The organism is Kocuria sp. CPCC 205263 (assembly GCF_040981075.1).
Lineage (GTDB): Bacteria > Actinomycetota > Actinomycetes > Actinomycetales > Micrococcaceae > Kocuria > Kocuria rosea.
Genome location: NZ_JAVKPV010000002.1, coordinates 120808 through 143147 on the forward strand (window position 1 = coordinate 120808; position 22340 = coordinate 143147).

Here is a 22340-nt window from a genome sequence, read left to right on the forward strand (position 1 = left end):
GGCTGCGCCACCCACGACGGCCCGGCACCCGCGCATCGCGGGTCCCGGGCCGTCGTCGTGCCGCGACCCGCGGGCGGGCGCGGGGGAGGGGCTCAGTGGTACGAGATCCGGGGCCCGGGCGTGGGGCGGGTGGCCGTGTGCTCGGCGGCCACGGCGCGGGGCGGGCGGCCCACGAACAGCCAGCCGAGCAGCTTCTCCTCCTCCGTCAGCCCGTAGAACGCGCGGACCGCGTCCTCGTCCTCGCCGTCCCGGTGGGACCACACGGTGCCCCAGCCGGCGGCCCAGAACGCGGCCTCGAGCAGGGGGCGGGCCCCGTGCGCCGCGTTCAGCTGCTCCTTCCGCGGGACGCCCAGGGTGTCGTCGGGACTGAAGACGAGCGCACACCCCAGGCCTCCCGTGCTCGCCCACTTCAGGGCGCCCCGGAAGGCCGCGAGCCGGCGCAGCTGCTTGCCCTTGAGCCGGGGGAAGGGCGCCGACATGTTGGGCACCCGGGTCAGCCCCGCCAGCGCGGCCGCGAGTTCCGGCGCGGAGCGGCGGGTGGTCACGGCCACCCGCCAGCTCAGGCCCGGATCGGCGGCCGCGGTCCCGGCGGCGGCGCGGAGCACGGCCTCCAGCTCCTCCCGCGGCGGAGCGTCCGGGGTCAGGCCGGGAGCCGGCCGGCGCTGGGCGAGGACGCGGAGGAAAGTGCGTGACATCCCGCCAGTCTTCCACCGTGCGCGCCCCGCGTGCCGGACCGGCCCGCGGAATCGTTGCCCGGCTCCGGCCGGGGGGCGTCCGGCGGTCGGACCGCCGTGCCAAGATGGCTCCATGCCTTCGACATCGCACGACGCCGAGCGGCCGCTGCGGCCGGGACCCGGCACCGAGCTCCCCCCGCTGCACGGCAACGCCGCGGGTGGGGTCGCGGTCTCGGTGCGGGTGGCCGCGGCGTGGTCGTGGCGGCTCATCATCATCCTCGCGGCCGTGGGGCTGCTCGGGTACATGCTGTCGACGATCACGGTGGTCATCATCCCCGTGCTCATCGCCGGTCTGCTCGCCGGGCTCCTGTTCCCACTGGTGAAGTGGCTGCGCGGACAGCACGTGCCGGCGGGCCTGGCCTCGGGCACGGCGGTGCTCGTGCTCATCGGCCTCGTGACGGGTCTGCTCGTGCTCGCCGGTCGGCAGATCGTGCTGGGCTTCGCGCAGCTGTCCGAGAACGTGGTGGTCGGCACCCAGCAGCTGCTGGGCTGGCTCGAGGACGGGCCGCTGAACCTCAGCGCCGACAGCGTGAACGACTGGATCGACGACCTCGGCACCACGATCCAGGACAACAGCGAGGCCATCCTCTCGGGCGCCATGTCCTTCGGCTCGACGGCGGGCAACGTGCTGACCGGCATCATCATCATGCTCTTCACGCTGCTGTTCTTCCTCATGGACGGCGAGCGGATCTGGCTCTTCCTCGTCCGGCTGTTCCCGGTCAGCGCGCGGCGGGCCGTCAACGGCGCCGGCCGCCGGGGCTGGACCTCGCTCGTGCAGTACGCCCGCATCCAGGGCTTCGTGGCGTTCGTGGACGCCGTGGGCATCGGGCTCGGCGCGGCGCTGCTCGGCGTCCCCCTCGCCCTGCCCATCGGCATCCTCGTGTTCCTGGGCTCCTTCATCCCCATCGTGGGCGCCGTGCTCACCGGCGCGGTCGCCGTGCTCGTGGCGCTGGTGGCCAACGGCTTCGGCACCGCCCTGGCCATGCTCACCGTGGTGCTGCTGGTGCAGCAGATCGAGTCCAACGTCCTGCAGCCGCTCGTGATGGGCCGGGCCGTGTCCCTGCACCCCCTCGCGGTCTTCCTCGCCGTCGCGTCCGGCACCATCCTCTTCGGCATCGCGGGCGCCCTGTTCGCGGTGCCCGTGATGGCCTTCCTCAACACGGTGGTGCGCTACCTCGTGGGCGGGACGTGGAAGGAGGACGACGAGATCCCGTGGGAGCCGTACTACTTCCCGTGGGAGATCAAGAAGCACGCGCGCAAGAACGAGCTCACCCGCGACCAGATCATGGCGCAGCTCCAGCGCTTCCGCCGGACCCGCGCGAAGGAACGGCTGCAGGCCGCGCTCAAGCGCGGCCGCCGGGACGACCGCGCCCGGGCCGCCGCCGGCACGGGGCAGGGCCGCGGCCGCAGCGCCGAGCAGGGGGTCGGCCAGGGGGCAGGCCCCGGTGCTCCCGCCTCGCCGGAGCGCTCCCCGGGCAGCGACTAGGATGAGGACCGCGCCCGCCGTCGGCGGGCGCTCACCGTGGCACGACCCAGGGGGTCCCGCACGGCCCCGCACCGACGCACCGACCGGGAAAGAAGACGCACCGTGAGCCTGGCCGAACTGCCCGTCCGTCTCGCCGACATCCAGGACGCCGCCGCGCTCCTCGAGGGCGTGATCGACCGGACCCCGGTGACCCACTCCCGGGCGCTCTCCCGGCTCATCGGCTCGGAGGTCGACCTCAAGGCCGAGAACCTGCAGCGCGCGGGCTCCTTCAAGGTCCGCGGAGCCTACGTGCGGATGGCCAAGCTCACCGATGAGGAGAAGGCCCGCGGTGTCGTGGCGGCCTCCGCGGGCAACCACGCGCAGGGGGTGGCCCTCGCCGCCGCCAAGCTGGGCATCACCGCCCGCATCTACATGCCGCTGGGCGCGGCCCTGCCCAAGATCGCCGCGACCCAGGACCACGGCGCCGAGGTGATCCTGCACGGCACCAGCGTGGACGAGGCCCTCGCCGAGGCCCAGCGCCACGCCACCGAGACCGGGGCGGTGTTCGTCCACCCCTTCGACCACCCGGACATCGTGGCCGGGCAGGGCACGCTCGGCCTCGAGGTGCTCGAGCAGGTGCCCGATGTCGACACCGTCATCACCGGGGTGGGCGGCGGGGGACTGCTCGCCGGCATGGCCGTGGCGGTCAAGGCCCGCGCCGAGCAGCTCGGCCGGCCGATCCGGCTCATCGGCGTGCAGGCGGAGAACGCCGCCGCCTACCCGCCGTCCCTCGCGGGGGACGCGCTCGTGACCCTCGACCGGGTCTCGACCATCGCGGACGGCATCGCCGTGGGCAAGCCCGGGCAGCTGCCGTTCAGCATCATCAAGGAGCTCACCGACGACGTCGTGACGGTCTCGGAGGACTCCCTGGCCCAGGCGCTGATCTTCCTGCTCGAGCGCAACAAGCTCGTGGTGGAGCCGGCCGGCGCCGTCGGCGTCGCGGCCCTCCTGGACGGGCGCCTGCAGGCCGCGTACCCGGACCTCGGCAACACCGTGGTGGTGCTCTCGGGCGGCAACGTCGACCCCATGCTCATGCTCAAGGTCATCCAGCGGGGGCTCTCCGCCGCCGGCCGGTACATGACCATCAAGATGATGCTCACCGACCGCCCGGGCGAGCTCGCCCGCATCTCCGAGCTCATCGCCGTCCAGGACGCCAACGTCACCGGTGTGGACCACACCCGGATCGGCGGCTCGCTCAGCCTGGGGGACGTGTCCATCACCATCGACATGGAGACCAAGGGGCATGAGCACTGCCGCCAGATCCTCCGGGCGCTCGAGGCGGAGGGCTACCACCCCGTCGTCGTGCACTGACCACCGCCGGGCACCGGTCCCGGCCCCGGACGACGACGGCGCCGGTCCCCGCGGGGACCGGCGCCGTCGTCGTCGGGGGCGGCGTCAGGTGCGGCGTCGGCCGGTGAGGTAGGTGACGAACGCGCTGACGAACGTCGCGAAGACGAAGACGTTGCGCAGGCTGCCGGGGGCGCTCGCGGCGGGGTCGCCCTGACCCGCGAAGTGCAGCACCACGGCCACGACCCCGAGCACCGCCGTCAGGACCATCATGGCCTTGGTGCCGGGGCCGGGGCTGCGCAACCAGTGGGTCGTCACGGGAGCCTCAGACTTTGAACGGCTTGGCGTCCAGGATCTTGACCGGGATCTCCTTGCCGTTGGGAGCGGTGTAGGACAGCTCGTCTCCGACCCGGTGGCCGGAGATCGCGGAGCCCATCGGGGACTTCTCGGAGAAGACCTCGAGCTCGCTGCCGGCGGCCAGGTCCTCGGCCACCTCGCGGGAGCCGATGAGGAAGGTCATCGCCTCGCCGGCGATCTCCGCGGTGACGACCATGCCGGCCTCGACGACCCCGTCGTCGGCAGGGGCCTCGCCGACCTGGGCGTTCTCGAGCAGGTTCTTGAGGTGGACGATGCGCCCCTCGTTCTTGCTCTGCTCCTCGCGGGCGGCGTGGTAGCCGCCGTTCTCCTTGAGGTCGCCCTCCGAGCGTGCCTGGTCGATGCGCTCCACGATCTCGTGCCGGTACGGGCCGGAGATGTGGTCGAGCTCCTTCTTCAGGCGGTCGTAGGCCTCCTGGGTCAGCCAGGCGCCGGTCTTGTTCGTGGTGGTCACAATCTCTCCTCGGTGAACGGGCGGTCGGGCCGCGGCTGTCCTCCCGGGGTCCGGGCGGGTCCGCGGCGGACCGGGACGACGGCGTGGGGGCCGCCGGCGGTGCTGGGGTCCGCTACGCAAAGACCCCGCCCCGGTGCGGGTCGTCCGTTTCGGACGGTGTCCGGCTGCCGGGGACGGGGAGTCCTGGTGCCCAGTCTAGGCGGGGCGGGCGGACAAGCCCAAAGGCTCGACGGCGACGACGACACACGGGCGGGACGACCGCCGGGGGCTCAGTCCTCGAGCCAGCAGGAGTCCACGACCGCGGTGGTCGCCAGGTTGGTGGTGCGCACGGCCGCGCGGTGGGAGCTCGTCCCGCCGTCGCCCAGCCGGTCCTCGGGCACGGCCCCGATGGTCACCTCGGACCAGCCCACCACGGCGTACTCCTGGTTGAGGGCCTGCACCGCGCACGTGACGACGTCCTCGGGGCGCTTGGTGAGCTCGAAGTCCGCCGTGGCCCGCGCCTCCGAGACCACCTCGAAGCCGATGTCCTTGAACGTGGGGGCGCTCTGCCGCGCCGTGACCACCCAGACGACGAAGACGGCGGTGACCAGGGTGGCCGCCAGCGCAAGACCGATCCAGCCGCGCGTCCCGATCCGGCGCTCGCGGCGGGGGGCTCCGTATCGGTCGCGGAGCAGGTCTGGGGAGTCGGTGGACACGGCGGCCTCGGGTCTCGGGGGCAGGGGGCAGGGGGCGGCGCCGGGCCCGGCGACCGCCCGACCACTGTAGCCGAGCCCCCTGGGAGCACCCCGGGCGCAGGACCGTCCGGCGAACGCGTAAAATGGGCGGCGGCCCGTGCCCGCACCGGCCGCTTCCCCGACTCCCCTACCGTTCCCGAGAGGACCTCCCGAGTGACCTCCCTGTCAGAGATGCGCCTGCTGGCCGTCCACGCCCACCCCGACGACGAGTCGAGCAAGGGCGCCGCGACCATGGCCCACTACGTCCGGCAGGGGGTCGAGGTCATGGTGGCCACGTGCACCGGAGGGGAGCGGGGCTCGATCCTCAACGCCGAGATGGAGGGCCACCCGCACGCCGAGCGGGACCTGACCGGTCTGCGCCGGCACGAGATGGCGCAGGCGGCCGCCGCGCTGGACGTCGACCACCGCTGGCTCGGCTTCATGGACTCGGGGCTGCCCGAGGGGGACCCGCTGCCGCCGCTGCCGTGGGGCTGCTTCGCCCTGCAGCCGCTCGAGCGCGCCGCGGCACCCCTGGTCCGGCTCGTGCGCCGGTTCCGCCCGCACGTGATCCTGACCTACGACGAGAACGGCGGCTACCCGCACCCGGACCACATCCAGACGCACAACGTCTCCGTCGAGGCGTTCCGCGCCGCCGGCGACCCGGAGCGGTACCCCGGCCTCGGCGAGCCGTGGACCCCGCAGAAGCTCTACTACGACCGGGCCTTCAACCTGGAACGCTTCGTGGCCCTGCACGAGGCCCTCGAGGAGCGCGGCCTGCAGTCCCCGTACGCGGCCCGGATCGCGATGCTGCAGGAGAGCGACCCGGAGGGCCACCGCCCGCCGGCCCCCCGGCACGAGACCACCACCAAGGTGCGCTGCCCGGACACGTTCGCGCTGCGGGACGAGGCGCTGCGCAGCCACCGGACCCAGGTGGCGCCGGACGGGATGTTCTTCGCCGTCTCCGCCGAGCTGCAGTCCCAGGTGTGGCCGTGGGAGGACTACGTCCTGGCGGAGTCCCGGGTGCCGACCGACCTGCCGGAGCACGACCTGTTCGCCGGGATCGTGGGCTGAGCGCCGGGATGACCACTGTGCTGAACGTGCTCGCCCTGCTGCCGGCGATGGCGCCCAACCCGATCGACGAGGGCACGCTGCGCCCCGGCCTGGACCCGAGCCAGGTGACCCCCGGGATGCTGGGGTTCCTCATGACGCTGCTGCTGGCCGTGGCCGTCATCTTCCTCGTGCGCGACTTCAACCGCCGCAACCGGCGGCTGCGCTACCGCGCGGAGTACGCCGAGCGCCGCGCCGCCGAGGAGCGGGCCGGCGGCCACACCGGGACCGACAGCGCCGGGACGGACGGCGCCGACGCCAGGACCGGCGCCGACGGCGACCGGGCCGGGGGAGGGCCGGTGGCGCGGGCCGAGGAGCCGGAGGGACCCGACCCTCGCGGCTGAGACAAGGGACCGGCCCCGGGTGCGGAACCGGGGCCCCGCGGAGTCCGATGAGCGGGTGGGCGGGGCGGAGCCGCTCAGCGAAGCATCGCGAGCATGATCGCCACGTAGTGCAGCACGAAGCCCAGCACCGTGAAGGCGTGGAAGACCTCGTGGAAGCTGAACACCTCGGGGAGCAGGCGCGGTCGCCGGGTGCCGTAGACCACGGCGCCGGCGATGTAGGCGATGCCGCCGGCGGCGGTCAGCGCGGCCGCCGGGGGGCTGGTCTGCCAGAACTGCGGCAGGTAGAAGAGGGCCAGGCAGCCCATCACCACGTACAGCGGCGTGTACAGCCAGCGGGGCGCCAGGGTCCACAGCAGCCGGAAGAGCACGAGACCGGCGGCGCAGGACCAGATCACGACCAGCAGCAGCCGGGCCTGCGGCGGGTCCAGCAGCGCGACCGCCAGCGGGGTGTAGGTGCCGGCGATCAGCAGCGCGATGTTCGAGTGGTCCATCCGGCGCAGGACCATGTGCAGCCGCCGGGGCCAGTAGGCGCGGTGGTAGATCGCCGACACGCCGAACAGCAGGATGCCCGTCACGCCGTACACGGCGCACGCGATCCGCAGCTCGGTGCTGGGCGCCAGCAGGATCGCCACGAGACCCAGGGCGACGACGACGGGCGTGAAACTCGCGTGGATCCAGCCCCGCCACGCGGGCTTGCGCTCCACGAGGCCCTCGATCCCGTGCTCGACCGCCTCCTCGACGCGGCCGGCGGCCCGGCGGGCGGCGCTGTGCGTGTGCTCCATGATGTTCCTCCCGGCGTGCTGTGCGTGAGTCCGTCCGGTCTCCCACCGGGTAGTTTAGGAGGCGTCGCCGAGAGCCGGCCGGGTCCGTGACCACCACCACGCCCGGCACCGTGGCCCCCACCACGTCCGGCCCGACCCCCGACACCGTGCGCGAGAACCCGGGAGGAAGCACAGATGCCCAAGCCACGGCCGCTCTACCGGTTCTACGAGCGCCGGCTCTCCGCCGAGCTCGACCCGCGGCGGCTGCCCAAGCACGTCGGCGTCCTCGTGGACGGCAACCGGCGGTGGGCCAAGCAGTTCGGCGCCTCGACCACGGACGGGCACAAGGCGGGCGCGCAGAAGATCGTCGAGTTCCTCGGCTGGTGCCGGGAGCTGGACATCGAGGTGGTCACCCTCTACATCCTCTCGACCGAGAACCTCAAGCGCCCGGCCGCGGAGCTGGAACCCCTGCTCGAGATCATCTCCGACCTCATGGGCACGCTCACCGAGACGGGCATCTGCCGGGTCCAGCCCGTCGGCGCCCTCGAGATGCTGCCGCCGCGGCTCGCGGCGTGCCTGGCCGACCTCACGGAGCGCACCGCGGGCAACGCCGGCCCGCACCTGAACATCGCGGTCGGCTACGGGGGCCGGCAGGAGATCGTGGACGCCGTGCGGGAGGTCCTCACCGATGCCCTGGACGCCGGCGCGGACGTCCGGGAGCTCGCGCAGAGCCTGTCCGTGGAGGACATCTCCCAGCACCTCTACACGCGCGGGCAGCCGGACCCGGACCTGCTGATCCGCACCTCGGGCGAGCAGCGGCTGTCCGGGTTCCTCATGTGGCAGTCCGCCTACAGCGAGTACTACTTCTGCGAGGCGCTGTGGCCGGACTTCCGCCGCGTCGACTTCCTGCGGGCGCTGCGCGACTACGCCTCGCGGCAGCGGCGCTTCGGCGGCTGAGCCCACCGGACCCCGCCCGTCGTCGTCCCGGACGCCGTCCCCGGTCGCGGCGCCGGCCACGCCCGGGGCGGTCGCTGGCAATTTGCGCGCCGTTCACCGTTTCTGCTCGCGCGGCGGGTCCGGTCCGCATACGTTGTCCTCAGGTGGACGGCGCTGACGCCGCCCGCCGGACCGAGGAGGAAGGGCCACCATGAGCATCTCCAAGAAGCAGGAGCGCATCACCGACATCTCCGCCCCCCTGGGCGCCGGGGTGCGCTCCTACGTCATCGACACCTCGGTGCTGCTGTCCGACCCCCGGGCGATCCTGCGCTTCGCCGAGCACCAGGTGGTGCTGCCCGTCATCGTCATCACCGAGCTGGAGGGCAAGCGGCACGACCCGGAGCTGGGCTACTTCGCCCGGCAGGCCCTGCGGCTGCTGGACGACCTGCGCGTGGAGCACGGCGGGCTCAACCGGCCCGTGCCCCTCGGGGACCAGGGCGGGAGCCTGGTGGTGGAACTCAACCACGTCTCGGACACCGTCCTGCCGGTGAGCTTCCGGCTCAAGGACAACGACTCCCTGATCCTGGCGGTGGCGCTGAGCCTCGCCAACGAGGGCAAGGACGTGTGCATCGTCTCCAAGGACCTGCCCATGCGGGTCAAGGCCTCCGCTCTGGGCCTGGAGGCCGAGGAGTACCGGGCCGAGTGGGTCGGCTCCGACGTCGAGTGGTCGGGGACCGCGGCCCTCGAGGTCCCCGACGACGTGGTGGACCGGCTCTACGGCGGCGAGGCCGTCGTGGTCCCGGGCGCCGAGGGGCTGCCGGCCAACACGGGCCTGACCCTGCACTCCGTGCGCGGCAGCGCCCTGGCACGGGTCCGCGCCGACGGCTCCGCCCGGGTGGTGCGCGGGGACCGGGACGTCTTCGGCGTGCACGGGCGCTCCGCCGAGCAGCGGCTCGCGATCGACCTCCTGCTGGACCCCGAGGTCGGCATCGTGTCGCTGGGCGGGCGCGCCGGCACCGGCAAGTCCGCCCTGGCCCTGTGCGCGGGCCTGGAGACGGTGATGGAGCGCCGGGAGCACCGCAAGGTCATGGTCTTCCGTCCCCTCTACGCGGTGGGCGGCCAGGAGCTCGGCTACCTGCCGGGCTCCGAGGAGGAGAAGATGAACCCGTGGGGCCAGGCGGTGTTCGACACCCTCGGGGCGCTGGTCTCGCAGGAGGTCGTCGAGGAGGTGCTCGACCGGGGCATGCTCGAGGTGCTGCCCCTGACGCACATCCGCGGCCGGTCCCTGCACGACGCCTTCGTGATCGTGGACGAGGCGCAGTCCCTCGAGAAGAACGTGCTGCTCACCGTGCTGTCCCGGATCGGGCAGAACTCCAAGGTGGTCATGACCCACGACGTCGCCCAGCGCGACAACCTCCGGGTCGGCCGCCACGACGGCGTGACCGCCGTGGTCGAGGCGCTCAAGGGCCACCCGCTCTTCGGCCACGTCACGCTGACCCGTTCGGAGCGCTCGCCGATCGCCGCCCTGGTCACGGAGGTGCTGGGAGACCTGGACAGCTGAGCCACGGCTCTCCCCGGCTCGACGTCCGAGGCCCCGCCGCCCAGAACGGGTGGCGGGGCCTCGGACGTGCCGGCCCCTGCGGGCGCCGGACACCCCGGACACCTGCAGGGCCTCGGGTGCCTCGGAGACCTCAGGGACCGACGGGCCAGGGCAGGTGCCTGCTCACGTCCGTGAGGTCCAGGGGCACCGAGCGGAAGAGGTCGTCGATGAAGTACTCGTCCACGGCCTCGATCCGCAGGTCGTGGCCCGTGCCGGCCAGCGGGCCCTCGAGCACCTCCGAGCGGACGCAGACGGCCGTCCGCTCGTCCAGGAGCACCCGGGTGCGGGCGGGGGCGAGGGGGTGCCCCGGCGTCGTCGGGGTGTAGGCGTGGCCGGGGACCACCACGGCGCCGCGCACGGGCCGCCCGTGGTGGGTGCCGGTGCCGACGTCCTCGACCGTGCAGGGCCGCCACTCCGGCAGGTAGGGCGGCACGGGGGCGTCCCCGGCCAGCTCGACCGGGTCGAGGATGGCCTGCCAGCGGCCGCCGCCGAAGACGGGGTCCCCGTAGGCCGCCTCGGGCCGGCGCTCGACGAGCCCGGAGTCCGTAAACACCGGGGCCACCAGCTGCGGCGCGAGCAGCCACGAGGCCGAGGTCGAGGCGACGTAGAAGTCGTCGCGCGACTGCTCCCGCGTGGTGGCCGTGTACAGGGGGGTGCCGTCCAGGGCCTCGACGCGCAGGCCGTCCGGGCGGCGAACCCAGGCCCGGACGGGCCGGCGGGGCGCGGCGTCCGCCGGGGCCGGCCAGGACAGCACGAAGCGCACGGTGTCCCAGCGCCACGGGGAGGAACGGCTGAGCGCGCAGAACTCGTCCTGGTCGGTGGGCGCGGGGACGGAGGAGCGGTGCATGACCCCAGTCTAGGGAGGGCCCCGCGCGTCCACAGGCGCCCCGTCACGGCGGGGGCCGGGGCTACGATGCCCGGTGTGGGCACCTTCCTGACCGAGCAGTTCACCCGCGGGGAAGCCGCCGGGTGGGCCGCCGGGGCGCTCGCGCTGCTCGGCACGGCCGTGCTCGTGGTCGCGTGCGCGTGGCTGTGGCGCACCGACGTGCGGGAGCACCGGCTGCCGGGCCGCGTGGTGCGCCCGCTGTACCCCGTGTGCGGGGTGCTGCTGGGCGGGGCGGCGGTGGTGGCCGGCGAGCCGGTCCGGCTGCTGTGGATGCTGTGGGGCCTGGTGGTCGTGGGCGGGCTCTACGTCCTGCTCCGCATGCTCCACCCGGCCGGGATGGGCATGGGCGACGTCCGGCTCTCCGGTCTGCTCGGCATGTGCCTGGGCTTCGTCTCCGTCTGGCACGCCGTGCTGGGGGCGGCGGCCGGGTTCGTGCTCGGCGGTCTGGCCGGGGCGGTGCTCGTGGTGCTCGGCCGGGTCGACGCCCGCTCCCGGGTGGCGTTCGGTCCCGCCATGATCACCGGGGCCCTCGGGGTCCTCCTGCTGCTGTGACCCGCGCCGGCCTGCCAGAATGGGCCGGACCCCACCCCGAGACGCCCCACGAGGAGCCCGCATGCCCACCCCCGAGTTCGTCCTGTCCCTGCGGGAGAAGATCGGCCACGACCTCCTGTGGCTGCCCGCCGTCACCGCCGTGGTGCTGCGCCAGGACGGCCGGGTGCTGCTGGCCCGGCGCAGCGACAACGGCAACTGGGGACTGGTGAGCGGGATCGTGGAGCCCGGCGAGGAGCCGGCGGTCACGGCGGTGCGCGAGTGCCTGGAGGAGACCGGCGTCGTCGCCGTCGTGGAGGAGCTCGTGGCGGTCAAGGCGGGGGAGCCCGTGCAGTACCCCAACGGGGACCGCTGCCAGTTCCTGGACCACACCTTCCGCTGCCGCTGGGTCTCCGGCGAGGCCCGTGTCAACGACGACGAGTCGCTCGAGGTCGGCTGGTACTCCGTGGACGAGCTCCCGCCGATGCCGCCCCACCAGCTCGAGCGGCTGCGGGCCGCGCGGGCGCACAGCGGCCCGCCCCGTTTCGTGGTCTGAGCCGGGCCGCAGCACGGCGAACAGAAACACAGCGTGCTTACTTGTGACGGACGACACGCGCTCCTAGACTCGGAGACGTCCATCCGACGAGCGCGAACGAGCAAGGAGGAACGACATGCCCGCAGGACAGACCGGTTTCGACGACGTGACCTACGACCTGGTCTCCGTGCAGTACCACTCGCTCAAGGCAGGCCACGACTACGGCCAGTACGTGCGGGACGCCCGCAACGCGGGCCGGGACGACATCGCCGAGTTCTTCGAGCAGGTGATGAGCCAGGACGCCGAGCGCGCCAGGACGTGCCACGAGTTCATCAAGGAGCTCTCCAAGTCCGACGAGTCCGGCCCGGCCGTGACCTCCTGACCGGGGCTGCTATCGGCCGCCGCACGGCGCGAGGGGTCGCGTCCGGAGGGAATGCCGCAGCATTTCCGTCCGGACGCGACCCCTCGGTGCGCCGGGAGCCCAGGGTCAGGCGTTGGGGCCCGTCATGGTGGTGACGTCAAGCGCCCGGTCCAGCTGCTCCTCGGTGAGCTGGCCGTTCTCGACGTAGCCGAGGGCGACGGTCGCCTCGCGCACCGTCATCTTGTTCGCCACGGCGTGCTTGGCGATCTTCGCGGCGGCCTCGTAGCCGATGGCCTTGTTCAGCGGGGTCACGATGGACGGGGACGCCTCGGCGAGGAAACGGCAGCGCTCCGTGTTCGCCTCGAGCCCGTCGATCATCTTCTCCGCCATCACGCGCGAGGAGTTCGCGAGCAGTCGGATGGACTCCAGCAGGGCCGAGGCCATGACCGGGATGCCCACGTTGAGCTCGAATGCCCCGTTGGTGGAGGACAGCGAGACGGTGGTGTCGTTGCCGATCACCTGCGCGCAGACCTGGATCGTGGACTCGCAGATCACCGGGTTGACCTTGCCGGGCATGATCGAGGAGCCGGGCTGGAGGTCGGGGATGAGGATCTCGCCGAGGCCGGTGTTGGGGCCGGAGCCCATCCAGCGCAGGTCGTTGTTGATCTTCATGTAGCTGTAGGCGACGTTGCGCAGCTGGCCGGAGGCCTCGACCAGGCCGTCCCGGTTGGCCTGGGCCTCGAAGTGGTTGCGGGCCTCGGTGATCGGCAGCCCGGTCTCCTCGGCGAGCAGCTCGATGACGCGGGCGGAGAAGCCGGCGGGGGTGTTGATGCCGGTGCCCACGGCGGTGCCGCCCAGCGGGACCTCGGCCACCCGCGGCAGCGAGGACTCGACCCGCTCGATGCCGTAGCGGACCTGCGCGGCGTAGCCGCCGAACTCCTGGCCCAGGGTCACCGGCGTGGCGTCCATGAGGTGGGTGCGACCGGACTTCACGACGTCCTGGAACTCCGCGGCCTTCCGCTCGAGCGACTCGGCGAGCTGCGTCATGGCCGGGACCAGGTCGTTGATCAGCGCGCCCGTGACGGCGACGTGCACGGAGGTCGGGAAGACGTCGTTGGAGGACTGGGAGGCGTTGACGTGGTCGTTGGGGTGGACCTCGACGTCCGTGCCCTCGAGCGCCTGGTTGGCGAGGGTCGCCAGCACCTCGTTGGTGTTCATGTTGGAGGACGTCCCGGAGCCGGTCTGGAAGACGTCGATCGGGAAGTGCTCGTCGTACTGCCCCGTGGCGACCTTGTCCGCGGCGTCCGCGATGGCCCGGGCGCGCTCGTCGTCGAGCACCCCCAGCTCCGCGTTGGCCTTGGCGGCGGCCTTCTTGATCTGTGCCAGCGCGACGATGTGCTGGGGCTCGAGGGGCTTGCCCGAGATGGGGAAGTTCTCGACCGCACGCTGGGTCTGAGCACGGTACAGGGCGTTCGCGGGAACGCGGACCTCGCCCATGGTGTCGTGCTCGATGCGGTACTCGGTGGTCTCTGCGGTGGTATCAGCCATGGCGCCAGTCTAGGACAGCGCCGGGTGACGCCCGGCACGGCGACCCGGGGTGACGGCCGCCGTGCCGGGCGCCCGGTTCAGCGGCCCGGCAGCCAGGTGCCGTGCCCGTGGACGAGCTCCGCCTCGCCGTCCTCGAGGTGGTAGAAGACGCCGACCACGGCGACCTCGCCGTTGGAGACCGCGTCCGCGATCACCCGGGACTGCTCCATGAGGCGGGACGCCGTCTGCTTGGTGTGCTCCACGACCGCCGCGTTGACGTCCTGGTGGCCGTGGCGCTGGGTCTCGAGCACGGAGGGCATGATCCGCTCGATGAGGTCCCGCTGGAAGCCGCGGGGCATCTGCCCGGAGCCGGCGACGTCGTGCGCGGCGGTCACGGCCCCGCACGAGTCGTGGCCGAGGACCATGATCAGCGGCGTGCCGAGGTTCGCGACCGAGTACTCGATCGAGCCGAGCACGGCGTCGTCGATGACCTGCCCGGCGGTGCGCACCACGAACGCGTCGCCCAGGCCGAGGTCGAAGATGATCTCGGCGGCCAGCCGCGAGTCCGAGCAGCCGAAGATCACGGCGAACGGGTTCTGCCCGCCGGCCACGGACTGCCGTCGGGAGGCGTCCTGGTTGGGGTGCATGGACTCGCCCGCCACGAAGCGGGCGTTGCCCTCGCGCAGGCGCTGCCAGGCGGCGGCAGGGGTGCGGGGCGAGGTGTCGTCGGGGCGGGTGTCCGGGGTCATGGCATCTCCGTGGTTCGCGGGGCAGGGGCGTCGGTGAGGTCCTCGGCGACGGCGGCGGCCAGCTGGTCCAGCTCGGCGCCGGGCGCGTCGCCCTTGAGCACCACGGTGGAGCCGTTGACCTCACCGGTGTACACGGTCAGGGCGTCCTGGTTCCGGGACTCCTCCCGGACGTGGACGTCCCACGGCACGCCGCCCACGTCGACCGTCGCGGTGGCGGGGACGGCCTCGGTCTGCTGGGCCAGCCACGTGGGGTTGGCCATGGACGTCTGCACCAGCCCGATGAAGCTGCCCTGCGGGGTGGCCCAGCCGATCTCCCAGAAGGGCACCCCCTCGGCGGCGCCGCCGTTCCACCGGGCGTAGTTGGCGGTCCAGTCCTCGCCCGGCTCCGGCACGACCGGGGTGAAGGGCGCCTCGTCCGCGACGTAGTCCGCCTCCTGGGCGACGTCGACGTCGGGGCGGTACGGCTGGGCGTCGGGGCGGGGCTGGAGCCACACGAACGGCAGGACCAGCAGGAGGAGGACCGCCATGGAGATGATCATCCCCTGCACCGGGGCGTTGAGCCGCCGGGCCTGCTTCTCCGTGATCTGCGGGAGCGGCTGCTCCGGGGCCTCGGCGGCCTCGGGGCCGGACACGGTGCCGGGGCCGGCGGCCGCGGGGTGCTCTGCCGAGGGGTGCTCTGCCGAGGGGTGCTCTGCGGGACGGTCGGGGGTCGAGGAGCTCACCCGTCCATTGTGCCCTGTCCGCCGGCCCCTGTCCGCCGCGCCCGCCCTCTGTCCGCTGCCCCCGCTCCCTCCGCCGCGGACCCGCCGGGACGCACCCGGCCGCAATGTGGCCCAGGTCGCGGTCCGCGGGGGCGCGGGCGATATGCTGGGCAGGACGTGGACCGCGCCCGCGGCCGAGCCCGGCCCGGGGGTCCCGAAGAACGTGAACTCGAAGGTGAGGAACAACGTGGCCGAAGAATCCACCGGAACGATCCAGGCGCGCACCAACAACGTGGCCGACCGCAACCTGGCGATGGAGCTGGTGCGGACCACCGAGGCTGCGGCGATCGCCGGCGGCCAGTGGGTCGGCGCCGGTGACAAGCTCGCCGCCGACGGGGCCGCGGTCGACGCCATGCGGGCCCTGCTGTCCACCGTGCACTTCAACGGCACCGTGGTCATCGGCGAGGGCGAGAAGGACGAGGCCCCGATGCTCTTCAACGGCGAGCAGGTGGGCGACGGCTCCGGACCGGCCTCCGACGTCGCCGTGGACCCGATCGACGGCACCCGCCTCACCGCGCTGGGCATGAACAACGCCCTGGCCGTCATTGCGGTGGCCGACGGCGGGTCGATGTTCGATCCCTCCGCCGTGTTCTACATGGACAAGCTCGTGGTGGGCCCGGAGGCGGCGGACTTCGTGGATCTGCGCCTGCCCGTGAAGCAGAACCTGCACCTCGTGGCCAAGGCCAAGGGCATCAAGATCAACCAGCTCACCGTGTGCGTGCTGGACCGCCCGCGCCACCAGAAGCTCGTCGACGAGATCCGGGCCACCGGCGCCCGCACCCGGATGATCCTCGACGGGGACGTGGCCGGGGCGATCGCGGCGTGCCGCGAGGGCACCGGCGTGGATGTCATGATGGGCATCGGCGGCACCCCGGAGGGCATCGTCACCGCGTGCGCCGTCAAGGCCACCGGCGGCATCATCCAGGGTCGGCTGGCGCCCACGGACGACGACGAGAAGCAGAAGGCCCTCGACGCCGGCCTGGACCTCGACGCCGTGCTGACCACCGACGACCTCGTCACCTCGGACAACTGCTTCTTCTCCGCCACGGGCATCACGGACGGCGACCTGCTGCGCGGCGTGCGCTACCGCGGCAGCCGCATCACCACCCAGTCCATCGTGATGCGCTCCCGCTCCGGGACCGTGCGGATGGTCGAGGCCGAGCACCTGGCCTCCAAGTGGGAGAAGTACGCCCGCCACTGAGCCTGACACCGAGCCTTCGCCGAGCCCGGCCGGCACGGCCGTGACAGGACCCCCGCACCGACCTCCGGTGCGGGGGTCCTGCCGTCCCGGCCGGACCGTGTCCGGCACCGGTCGCGAGCCCTCCCGGCCATAGACTGGAGGCCGAACTGCGGGCGCCGACCGCGGTCCCCCAGCCGGGGCGGAGCGCCCGGGTGACGAGGAGGATCCCCACGTGAGCACCACGGTCAGCCCCTGTCCCAACCGCAAGACCTGGGACGCCACCGTCCGGGTGACCGGCGGGCACCCGCAGCAGCTGTGGGGCATCGGCGAGGCACAGGTCTCCGCCGAGGGCCCCGGTCTGCGGGTCGACCGCGTCATGGTCCACGACGCCGAGCAGCGCACCGTGGGCTACGCCCAGCTCTACCTGCGCTCCGAGGCCGAGCGCGTGGTCGCCGGGACCGTGCACTGCCACGTCCACCGGCCCGAGGACCTGCCCGTGGTCGCCGCCGCCCTCGCCGACTGGGCCCGGGCGGAGCACTCGGCCGTCCTGCTGCGCTTCCAGGCCGACACCCTGCGCGCGCCCGGCACCCCGGAGGCGCTGGAGGCCGCCGGGTTCACCCGGCCCGCCGCGGACGCCGGGCCGGAGGAGCCCCGGCGGCTGGAGGTGGTGCTGGGGGAGACCGAGCGGGACCTCTCGCGGCGGCTCTCGGAGGCCACCCTGGACCGCTGCCGCACGGCACTGCGCACCCCGGGCGTGACGGTGCGGGAGGTCACGGCGGGCAGCCGGGTCCTCGCGAACATCGGGCTGCGGACCCGGCTCATCACCCAGCTGCTGGAGGACCTGGGCGAGGACTCGCTGCTGCTCGTGGCCACCGAGGCCGCCGAGGACGGCCGCGAGGCCGCCCTGGGCTACCTGTGGTTCGTGCACACGCGCGGTCTGGCGATGATCTACCGGCTCGGCTTCACCCGCCGGGGCCGGGACCTGGGCGTGGACGACGCCCTGCTGCTGACCGGGATCGTCGAGCTGCAGAAGCGGCGCGTGCAGCGCCTCGACGGCGGCGACCCGGACGAGACGGAGGTGCCGCTCGTGGTCCGCGAGCTGGCGGCGACGGAGCGCCCGGTGCTGGGCCCCTGGGAGAAGGCCCTGGGCCGTGGCCCGGCGGGGGAGTTCTCGGAGGACGTCGCAGAGGCCGTTGCCGAGGCCTCGGGGACCGCGGTGGCCGCGGAGCTGGGCCTGGGCGAGCCGGCCCCGGCGTGGTCTCCCGACCTCGGGGAGCCGGACGACGTGCCCGAGGACGACGACGGCGCGTCGCGTCCCGCCCGGGGGCGTGCCCGGCGGGCCCGGGACCTCACCCGCCGCGTGGTCGGCGAGAGCATCTCCGCCCTCCGGGACGCGGCGGGGCGCTGAGACCGGGCGCTCAGGCTTCCCGGCGGCGCATGCCGGCGACCGACTCCCGGAGCCGGTCGGTCAGGCCCGGGAGGCTCTTGCGGGCCGAGACGGCGGCCTCCCGGGCGGCGCGCACACCGGTGTACGCGGCGTACTTCCCGCGGCTCAGCGGCAGGTCCCAGGTCCCGGGGTAGGACTCCGGGCGGCCGCCGAAGGACTTCTTGAACTTCGTGAAGCCGTGCCACGGGTGGTCCGGGCCAGCGTCCTCGGGCGCGGTGCCGAAGAGGTCGAAACGGCTCAGGCCCTTCTGCTTGGCGTCGAGGACCATCCGCACGACCAGGGGGATCCCCGCCGAGAGCCTGCGGTGCTCGAAGTCCATGGCGGCGTGGGCGTAGGTGCGGGTGTCGTCGGAGTCGTAGACGAGGGAGGCGCCGATGGGCTCCCCGTCCAGCCGGGCCACGTAGAGGGCCGCGGCACCCACGGGCATGAGGCTGCGGGCGGCCTCGCGCAGGTAGGCGTCCTGCTGGCGGGCGAAGTCCTTGCGCTCGGCCGTGGCCTCGAGGAAGCCCAGGAGCACGTCGACATCCTCCGGGTCGGTCGAGGTTGTGAAGGTCACGCCCTTCTTGGCGATGTTGCGGTGCAGATTGCGGTTGGTGGACTTCATGTCCTTGAGGATCGCGTCCTCGTCCTGGGTGAGGTCGATGACCTGGGTGTGCCCGGGCTGCACCTGCCGGGGGGCCGGGCGCAGTCCGCGCCGGCGCAGGGAGGCCTCGGGCGTCTCGAGCCCGTCCGTCACCGCGGCGTCGACGGGCTCCACCCGCACGAACCAGCAGCGCTCGGACCGGGCCGTGCGGGCGAGGTCGTCGAGCGCGGCCTCGAAGGCCTGCGGGGTCCGCGCCTCGGGACCGTACGGGCAGTAGAGGTAGCGACCCGCCCGGCCGCCCTCGAGGATCGCGAGGTAGCGCCATCCGTCCCCGGAGGCCCGGAACACCTTGTGCCCCAGGTTCCGCTGGAATCCGGCCCATGCGTTCGACTGCAGTATGTTCGCCACGCCCCCACTGTACCGGGGCGTCAGGGCGCCGCCGGCGCCCTGCGGTCCGGGCCGGTCAGGGCACCGAGCAGGTGCCGTTGGGCGTGAGCTCCTGCGTCCCCACGAGGGGCTTCGCCGCCGCAAGGGGGGCGGCCATCGCGAGCCCGGAGCCCACCGGCGTGCCGGCCGGCAGGGCCTCCGCGTCCCGCGCGCCCCGGTCCGTGGCCTCCTCGAGCACCCGGTCGAGGTCCTCGTGCAGCAGGTCGAAGTCCGGGTAGGTGGGGAAGGACGGGTCGTAGTACGGCGGGCCGGCGGCGTACTGCACCAGCTCGTGCTCCTTGGCCTTCAGCGCCACGTCCACGAACGAGCCGATCTGGCTCTGCGGGATGTCGGTCTCGACGACCTGTGTGCCCGAGTTCGCGAGGTCCTCGAACCGGGTCAGCACGTTGACAGGGTTGAGCTGCTTGAGCATCGCGGCCTGCACGCAGCGCTGGCGAGCCTGGCGGTCGTAGTCCGTGGCCCCCTCGCGGGACCGGGCGTACCAGAGGGCGTGGTAGCCGTCCAGGCGCTGGACGCCAGGCTCGATGTACCCAAAGATCTCGTTCGGCAGGCCCGTCACCAGGTCCGTGCCGCCGCCGATCGGGACGCGCCCGCCGACGTCGATGGTGATCCCGCCGAGGGCGTCGACGAGCTGCTCGAAACCGTTCATCTCGACGATCGCGTAGGCCTGGACCTCGATGCCGAGCACGCCCGAGGCGGCGTCCTTCATGGCCTCGGCGCCGGGGTCCGCGGCGTCGGGGTAGAGCTCGGCGTGGTTGTTCGTGACGTCGGTGTAGAGGGCGTTGAGGATGCACTCGTCGCCGCAGTCGAAGCCCTCGGGATAGACCTCCGCCAGCGGCGAGTCCTCGGGGAAGGGCGCGTTCTGCAGGTTGCGCGGCAGGGAGACGGTCACGGTCCGCCCGGAGTCGGCGTCCACGCTGAGCACCGTCATCGAGTCGGGGCGGCGGCCCGAGCGGTCCTCCCCGGAGTCGGTGCCCATGAGCAGGATATTGTACCGCCCGTCCGCGGGCCGGAAGGGCAGCCCGCCCCCGAAGACGTCCGAGACCGCACCGCGCGTCACGGACAGCAGGTAGGCGGACCAGGCCAGTCCGCCGGAGGTCACGAGCATGAGCGCCACGGTGGCCGCGGCCACCGCGCGGCGGGTCCGCTGCACGAGGAGGCCGGGCCGGATGAGCCGGAGCGTGTCGAAGAAGAGCAGCGCCCATCCCACCGCCAGGGCCAGGAGCCCGGCGATCAGGAGCAGGGACGTGAACGAGTTCGTCAGGAACCAGACCAGGGGAGTGCGCCACAGCACCAGGGACAGGAGCGCCAGCGCCGCCGCGGCCCAGACCACCACGTCGACCTTGAGGGCCGCCCGGCCGACAGCCCGCCGGCCCGCGACGAGCTGCGCGCTGCCGGGGACCACGAGCGTGGACAGCAGCAGCGTCCACGCGCGCCGGGCCCGGGTGCCGTCCCCGGCGTGCTGCGGGTGGCGCAGCGGATCCGTGAGCCGGGGCGGGCTCGCCGCGTCGTCGTCGACGCCCCGCACGGCCGTCACGGCGTCGGGCGGGAGGTCCCGGGACCGGGAGCCCTCGGCGGACGGGTCGTGGGGCGGGCGGGGATCGTGCTCAGCGCGGGGGGTGTGGCCGTTCACGGGCAGCTCCGGCGGGGAAGGGCGGGCAGGGGGAAGGACGGGAGGGCGGGAGCGCGGGCGCCTGGGTCAGCCGTCGAGGCGGGTGCGCAGGGCGGCGCCCTTGGCGTGGGCGGTCTCCCGGAGCTCGTCGGCGAAGCGCAGGAGCTGCCCGCGCAGGGCCTCGGCCTGCGGGTCCGCGCCGGCGGCGAGGATCCGGGCGGCCAGCAGCCCGGCGTTGCGCGCCCCGCCGATGGACACGGTGGCCACCGGGACGCCGGCGGGCATCTGCACGATCGACAGCAGCGAGTCCATGCCGTCGAGAGTCTTCAGGGGGACGGGGACGCCGATCACGGGCAGGGGCGTCACCGAGGCGAGCATCCCCGGCAGGTGGGCGGCGCCGCCGGCCCCGGCGATGATCACCCGCAGCCCCCGCTCGTGCGCCCGCTGACCGTACTCGATCATCTCGGTGGGCATCCGGTGGGCGGAGACGACGTCGGCCTCGTACGCGATCCCGAACTCCTCGAGGGCGGTGGCGGCGGCCTCCATCACGGGCCAGTCGGAGTCCGAGCCCATCACGACGCCCACGACGGGCTGCTGCTTCTCGTTCACTGGTGCTCCTGGGCTGCTCGGCGGGTGGGGGCCGCCATCGCGGTCCGGTCTGGGGCTACGCTATCCGTCCCGGCTGGACGGGCCGTGGGAGGCACGCGGGTCAGGCCTGCCCGTCGCGCAGCACGGCCGCCACGCGGGTGGCCCGCCGGCGCAGCTCCGGGATCTCGTCCGCGGCGCCGGTGAGGTTGACGTGACCGATCTTGCGCCCGGGCCGCACGGCCTTGCCGTAGTTGTGGATCTTGGCGCGGGGCTCCGCGCCCATGGCCGCCCGGTAGGCGCCGAAGAGGTCCTGGTTCGCCCCGCCCAGGTAGTTCTTCATCACCGCGGACCCGCCGATCAGCCCGGTGTCCCCGAGCGGGAGGTCCAGGACGGCGCGCAGGTGCTGCTCGAACTGGCTGGTCACGGACCCGTCCATGGTCCAGTGCCCGGAGTTGTGCGGGCGCATGGCGAGCTCGTTCACCAGGAACCCGGTGCCGCGGCCGGGGGTCTCGAACAGCTCCACGGCCATCACGCCGGTCACGCCCAGCTCGGTGGCCAGCGTCCGGGCGGCGTCCGTGGCCGCGGCCCCGACCTCGGGCCGCAGCCGCGGGGCGGGCGCGAGCACCTCGTCGCAGACGCCGTCCACCTGGATCGACTCCACCACCGGCCACGCCCGCACCTCGCCGGAGGGGGTCCGGGCCACGAGCGCGGAGAGCTCGCGGGAGAACCCGACCTTCTCCTCCGCCAGCAGGGGCCCGTCCGTGCGGGCGAACCACTGCGCCGGCTCGGCGCCGCGGGCGTCCTCGGCGGTGCCGAGGACCATGACGCCCTTGCCGTCGTAGCCGCCGCGCGGGGTCTTGAGCACCACCGGCCAGCCCGTGCGCTCCCCGAAGGCGATCAACTCCTCGACGTCGGCGACCGCCTCCCACCGCGGGTTCGGCAGCCCGAGGCGCTCCACGGCCGCGCGCATCCACAGCTTGTCCTGGGCGTGCACCAGCGCGTCCGGGCCCGGGCGGACCTCCACGCCCTCGGCGAGCAGGGTCTGCAGGTGCTCGGTGGGCACGTGCTCGTGGTCGAACGTCAGCACGTCGACGCCCGCGGCGAACCGGCGCAGCACGTCGAGGTCGGTGTAGTCGCCCACGGGGGCGGTGGGCACGGCGGCGACCGCCGAGACGTCGGGGCCCTCGGCGAGCACGCGCAGCTCGATCCCCAGGGCGGTGGCGGAGGGCGCCATCATGCGGGCGAGCTGCCCGCCTCCGACGACGCCGATGACAGGGGCGGTCACAGAAGAATTCACCCG

Annotated in this window: 24 protein-coding genes; 11 read left to right on the forward strand and 13 right to left on the reverse strand. The window is 73.5% G+C overall.

The annotated features are described in order from the left end of the window. Window positions 1-92 precede the first annotated feature (92 nt). Entirely contained in the window at window positions 93-695 is a 603-nt protein-coding gene (locus tag RF647_RS03075) for a nitroreductase family protein (RefSeq protein WP_368810457.1), read from the reverse strand. Window positions 696-807: 112 nt separating this feature from the next. On the opposite strand from RF647_RS03075, the gene RF647_RS03080 reads away from it, so the two are divergent. Further along, complete coding sequence (locus RF647_RS03080; RefSeq protein ID WP_368810458.1) at window positions 808-2220, forward strand: AI-2E family transporter; 1413 nt, start codon at window positions 808-810, stop codon at window positions 2218-2220. Between the two features lie 102 nt (window positions 2221-2322). After that, window positions 2323-3570, forward strand: coding sequence for a threonine ammonia-lyase (ilvA, locus tag RF647_RS03085; protein WP_368810459.1), 1248 nt, complete (start codon window positions 2323-2325; stop codon window positions 3568-3570). A gap of 84 nt (window positions 3571-3654) precedes the next feature. Here ilvA and RF647_RS03090 read toward each other — a convergent pair whose 3' ends face one another. From RF647_RS03090 to RF647_RS03100, 3 genes are all read right to left on the reverse strand, one after another. Next, window positions 3655-3864, reverse strand: a complete 210-nt coding sequence (locus tag RF647_RS03090; RefSeq protein WP_368810460.1) for a hypothetical protein — start codon at window positions 3862-3864, stop codon at window positions 3655-3657. A gap of 7 nt (window positions 3865-3871) precedes the next feature. Next, window positions 3872-4375: a transcription elongation factor GreA gene (gene greA / locus RF647_RS03095; RefSeq protein WP_017832416.1), complete on the reverse strand. Its 504-nt coding sequence runs from the start codon at window positions 4373-4375 to the stop codon at window positions 3872-3874. A 269-nt stretch (window positions 4376-4644) separates the two neighbouring features. Then, window positions 4645-5070, reverse strand: coding sequence for a DUF4307 domain-containing protein (locus RF647_RS03100; RefSeq protein WP_017832415.1), 426 nt, complete (start codon window positions 5068-5070; stop codon window positions 4645-4647). A gap of 210 nt (window positions 5071-5280) precedes the next feature. Between RF647_RS03100 and mca the strand changes: the two genes are divergently transcribed. Both mca and RF647_RS03110 read left to right on the forward strand, forming a co-directional pair. Continuing rightward, window positions 5281-6159, forward strand: coding sequence for a mycothiol conjugate amidase Mca (gene mca / locus RF647_RS03105; RefSeq protein ID WP_031282471.1), 879 nt, complete (start codon window positions 5281-5283; stop codon window positions 6157-6159). 8 nt (window positions 6160-6167) lie between these two features. Continuing rightward, entirely contained in the window at window positions 6168-6539 is a 372-nt protein-coding gene (locus RF647_RS03110) for a hypothetical protein (RefSeq protein ID WP_368810461.1), read from the forward strand. Between the two features lie 74 nt (window positions 6540-6613). Here the strand turns inward: RF647_RS03110 and RF647_RS03115 are convergent, their stop codons facing one another. Then, window positions 6614-7321: a hemolysin III family protein gene (locus tag RF647_RS03115; RefSeq protein ID WP_368810462.1), complete on the reverse strand. Its 708-nt coding sequence runs from the start codon at window positions 7319-7321 to the stop codon at window positions 6614-6616. A gap of 174 nt (window positions 7322-7495) precedes the next feature. Here RF647_RS03115 and RF647_RS03120 point away from each other — a divergent pair, with 174 nt between their 5' ends. Then, window positions 7496-8257, forward strand: coding sequence for an isoprenyl transferase (locus RF647_RS03120; RefSeq protein ID WP_368810463.1), 762 nt, complete (start codon window positions 7496-7498; stop codon window positions 8255-8257). Window positions 8258-8447: 190 nt separating this feature from the next. Next, window positions 8448-9797, forward strand: a complete 1350-nt coding sequence (locus tag RF647_RS03125; protein WP_017832410.1) for a PhoH family protein — start codon at window positions 8448-8450, stop codon at window positions 9795-9797. 130 nt (window positions 9798-9927) lie between these two features. Here RF647_RS03125 and RF647_RS03130 read toward each other — a convergent pair whose 3' ends face one another. Beyond that, window positions 9928-10683: a hypothetical protein gene (locus tag RF647_RS03130; protein ID WP_368810464.1), complete on the reverse strand. Its 756-nt coding sequence runs from the start codon at window positions 10681-10683 to the stop codon at window positions 9928-9930. 66 nt (window positions 10684-10749) lie between these two features. Here RF647_RS03130 and RF647_RS03135 point away from each other — a divergent pair, with 66 nt between their 5' ends. The 3 genes from RF647_RS03135 (at window position 10750) to RF647_RS03145 (ending at window position 12167) form a co-directional block, all read left to right on the forward strand. Further along, window positions 10750-11274: a prepilin peptidase gene (locus tag RF647_RS03135; RefSeq protein ID WP_368810465.1), complete on the forward strand. Its 525-nt coding sequence runs from the start codon at window positions 10750-10752 to the stop codon at window positions 11272-11274. Between the two features lie 61 nt (window positions 11275-11335). Then, window positions 11336-11806: an NUDIX domain-containing protein gene (locus RF647_RS03140; protein WP_368810466.1), complete on the forward strand. Its 471-nt coding sequence runs from the start codon at window positions 11336-11338 to the stop codon at window positions 11804-11806. A 115-nt stretch (window positions 11807-11921) separates the two neighbouring features. Beyond that, window positions 11922-12167 (forward strand): acyl carrier protein, encoded by a 246-nt coding sequence (locus RF647_RS03145; protein ID WP_368810467.1) that lies wholly within the window; start codon window positions 11922-11924, stop codon window positions 12165-12167. 105 nt (window positions 12168-12272) lie between these two features. Here RF647_RS03145 and RF647_RS03150 read toward each other — a convergent pair whose 3' ends face one another. The 3 genes from RF647_RS03150 to RF647_RS03160 all read right to left on the reverse strand — a co-directional run bounded on the left by RF647_RS03150 (window position 12273) and on the right by RF647_RS03160 (window position 15144). Beyond that, window positions 12273-13694, reverse strand: coding sequence for a class II fumarate hydratase (locus RF647_RS03150; RefSeq protein ID WP_368810468.1), 1422 nt, complete (start codon window positions 13692-13694; stop codon window positions 12273-12275). A 77-nt stretch (window positions 13695-13771) separates the two neighbouring features. Beyond that, entirely contained in the window at window positions 13772-14422 is a 651-nt protein-coding gene (locus RF647_RS03155; RefSeq protein ID WP_133411511.1) for a carbonic anhydrase, read from the reverse strand. Beyond that, window positions 14419-15144 (reverse strand): DUF4245 domain-containing protein, encoded by a 726-nt coding sequence (locus RF647_RS03160; protein WP_368810469.1) that lies wholly within the window; start codon window positions 15142-15144, stop codon window positions 14419-14421. Before RF647_RS03160 ends, RF647_RS03155 begins: the two co-directional genes overlap by 4 nt. 292 nt (window positions 15145-15436) lie before the next feature. Here RF647_RS03160 and glpX point away from each other — a divergent pair, with 292 nt between their 5' ends. Continuing rightward, the gene (glpX, locus tag RF647_RS03165; RefSeq protein ID WP_109269303.1) at window positions 15437-16384 is read left to right on the forward strand and encodes a class II fructose-bisphosphatase; all 948 of its coding nucleotides are present in this window, start codon (window positions 15437-15439) and stop codon (window positions 16382-16384) included. Between the two features lie 211 nt (window positions 16385-16595). Continuing rightward, a complete protein-coding gene (locus RF647_RS03170; RefSeq protein WP_368810470.1) occupies window positions 16596-17771 on the forward strand; it encodes a hypothetical protein in 1176 nt (391 codons plus the stop codon). A 10-nt stretch (window positions 17772-17781) separates the two neighbouring features. Here the strand turns inward: RF647_RS03170 and RF647_RS03175 are convergent, their stop codons facing one another. From RF647_RS03175 to RF647_RS03190, 4 genes are all read right to left on the reverse strand, one after another. Then, window positions 17782-18801 carry a lipid II:glycine glycyltransferase FemX gene (locus tag RF647_RS03175; RefSeq protein WP_368810471.1) on the reverse strand — a complete coding sequence of 340 codons (1020 nt, stop codon included), beginning with the start codon at window positions 18799-18801 and terminating at the stop codon, window positions 17782-17784. A 55-nt stretch (window positions 18802-18856) separates the two neighbouring features. Beyond that, on the reverse strand, window positions 18857-20473 hold the full coding sequence (locus RF647_RS03180; RefSeq protein WP_368810472.1) for an LCP family protein: 1617 nt from the start codon (window positions 20471-20473) through the stop codon (window positions 18857-18859). Between the two features lie 66 nt (window positions 20474-20539). Continuing rightward, window positions 20540-21025, reverse strand: a complete 486-nt coding sequence (gene purE, locus RF647_RS03185; protein WP_368810711.1) for a 5-(carboxyamino)imidazole ribonucleotide mutase — start codon at window positions 21023-21025, stop codon at window positions 20540-20542. A gap of 136 nt (window positions 21026-21161) precedes the next feature. Next, a complete protein-coding gene (locus RF647_RS03190) occupies window positions 21162-22325 on the reverse strand; it encodes a 5-(carboxyamino)imidazole ribonucleotide synthase (protein WP_368810712.1) in 1164 nt (387 codons plus the stop codon). Between the last annotated feature and the right edge of the window lie 15 nt (window positions 22326-22340).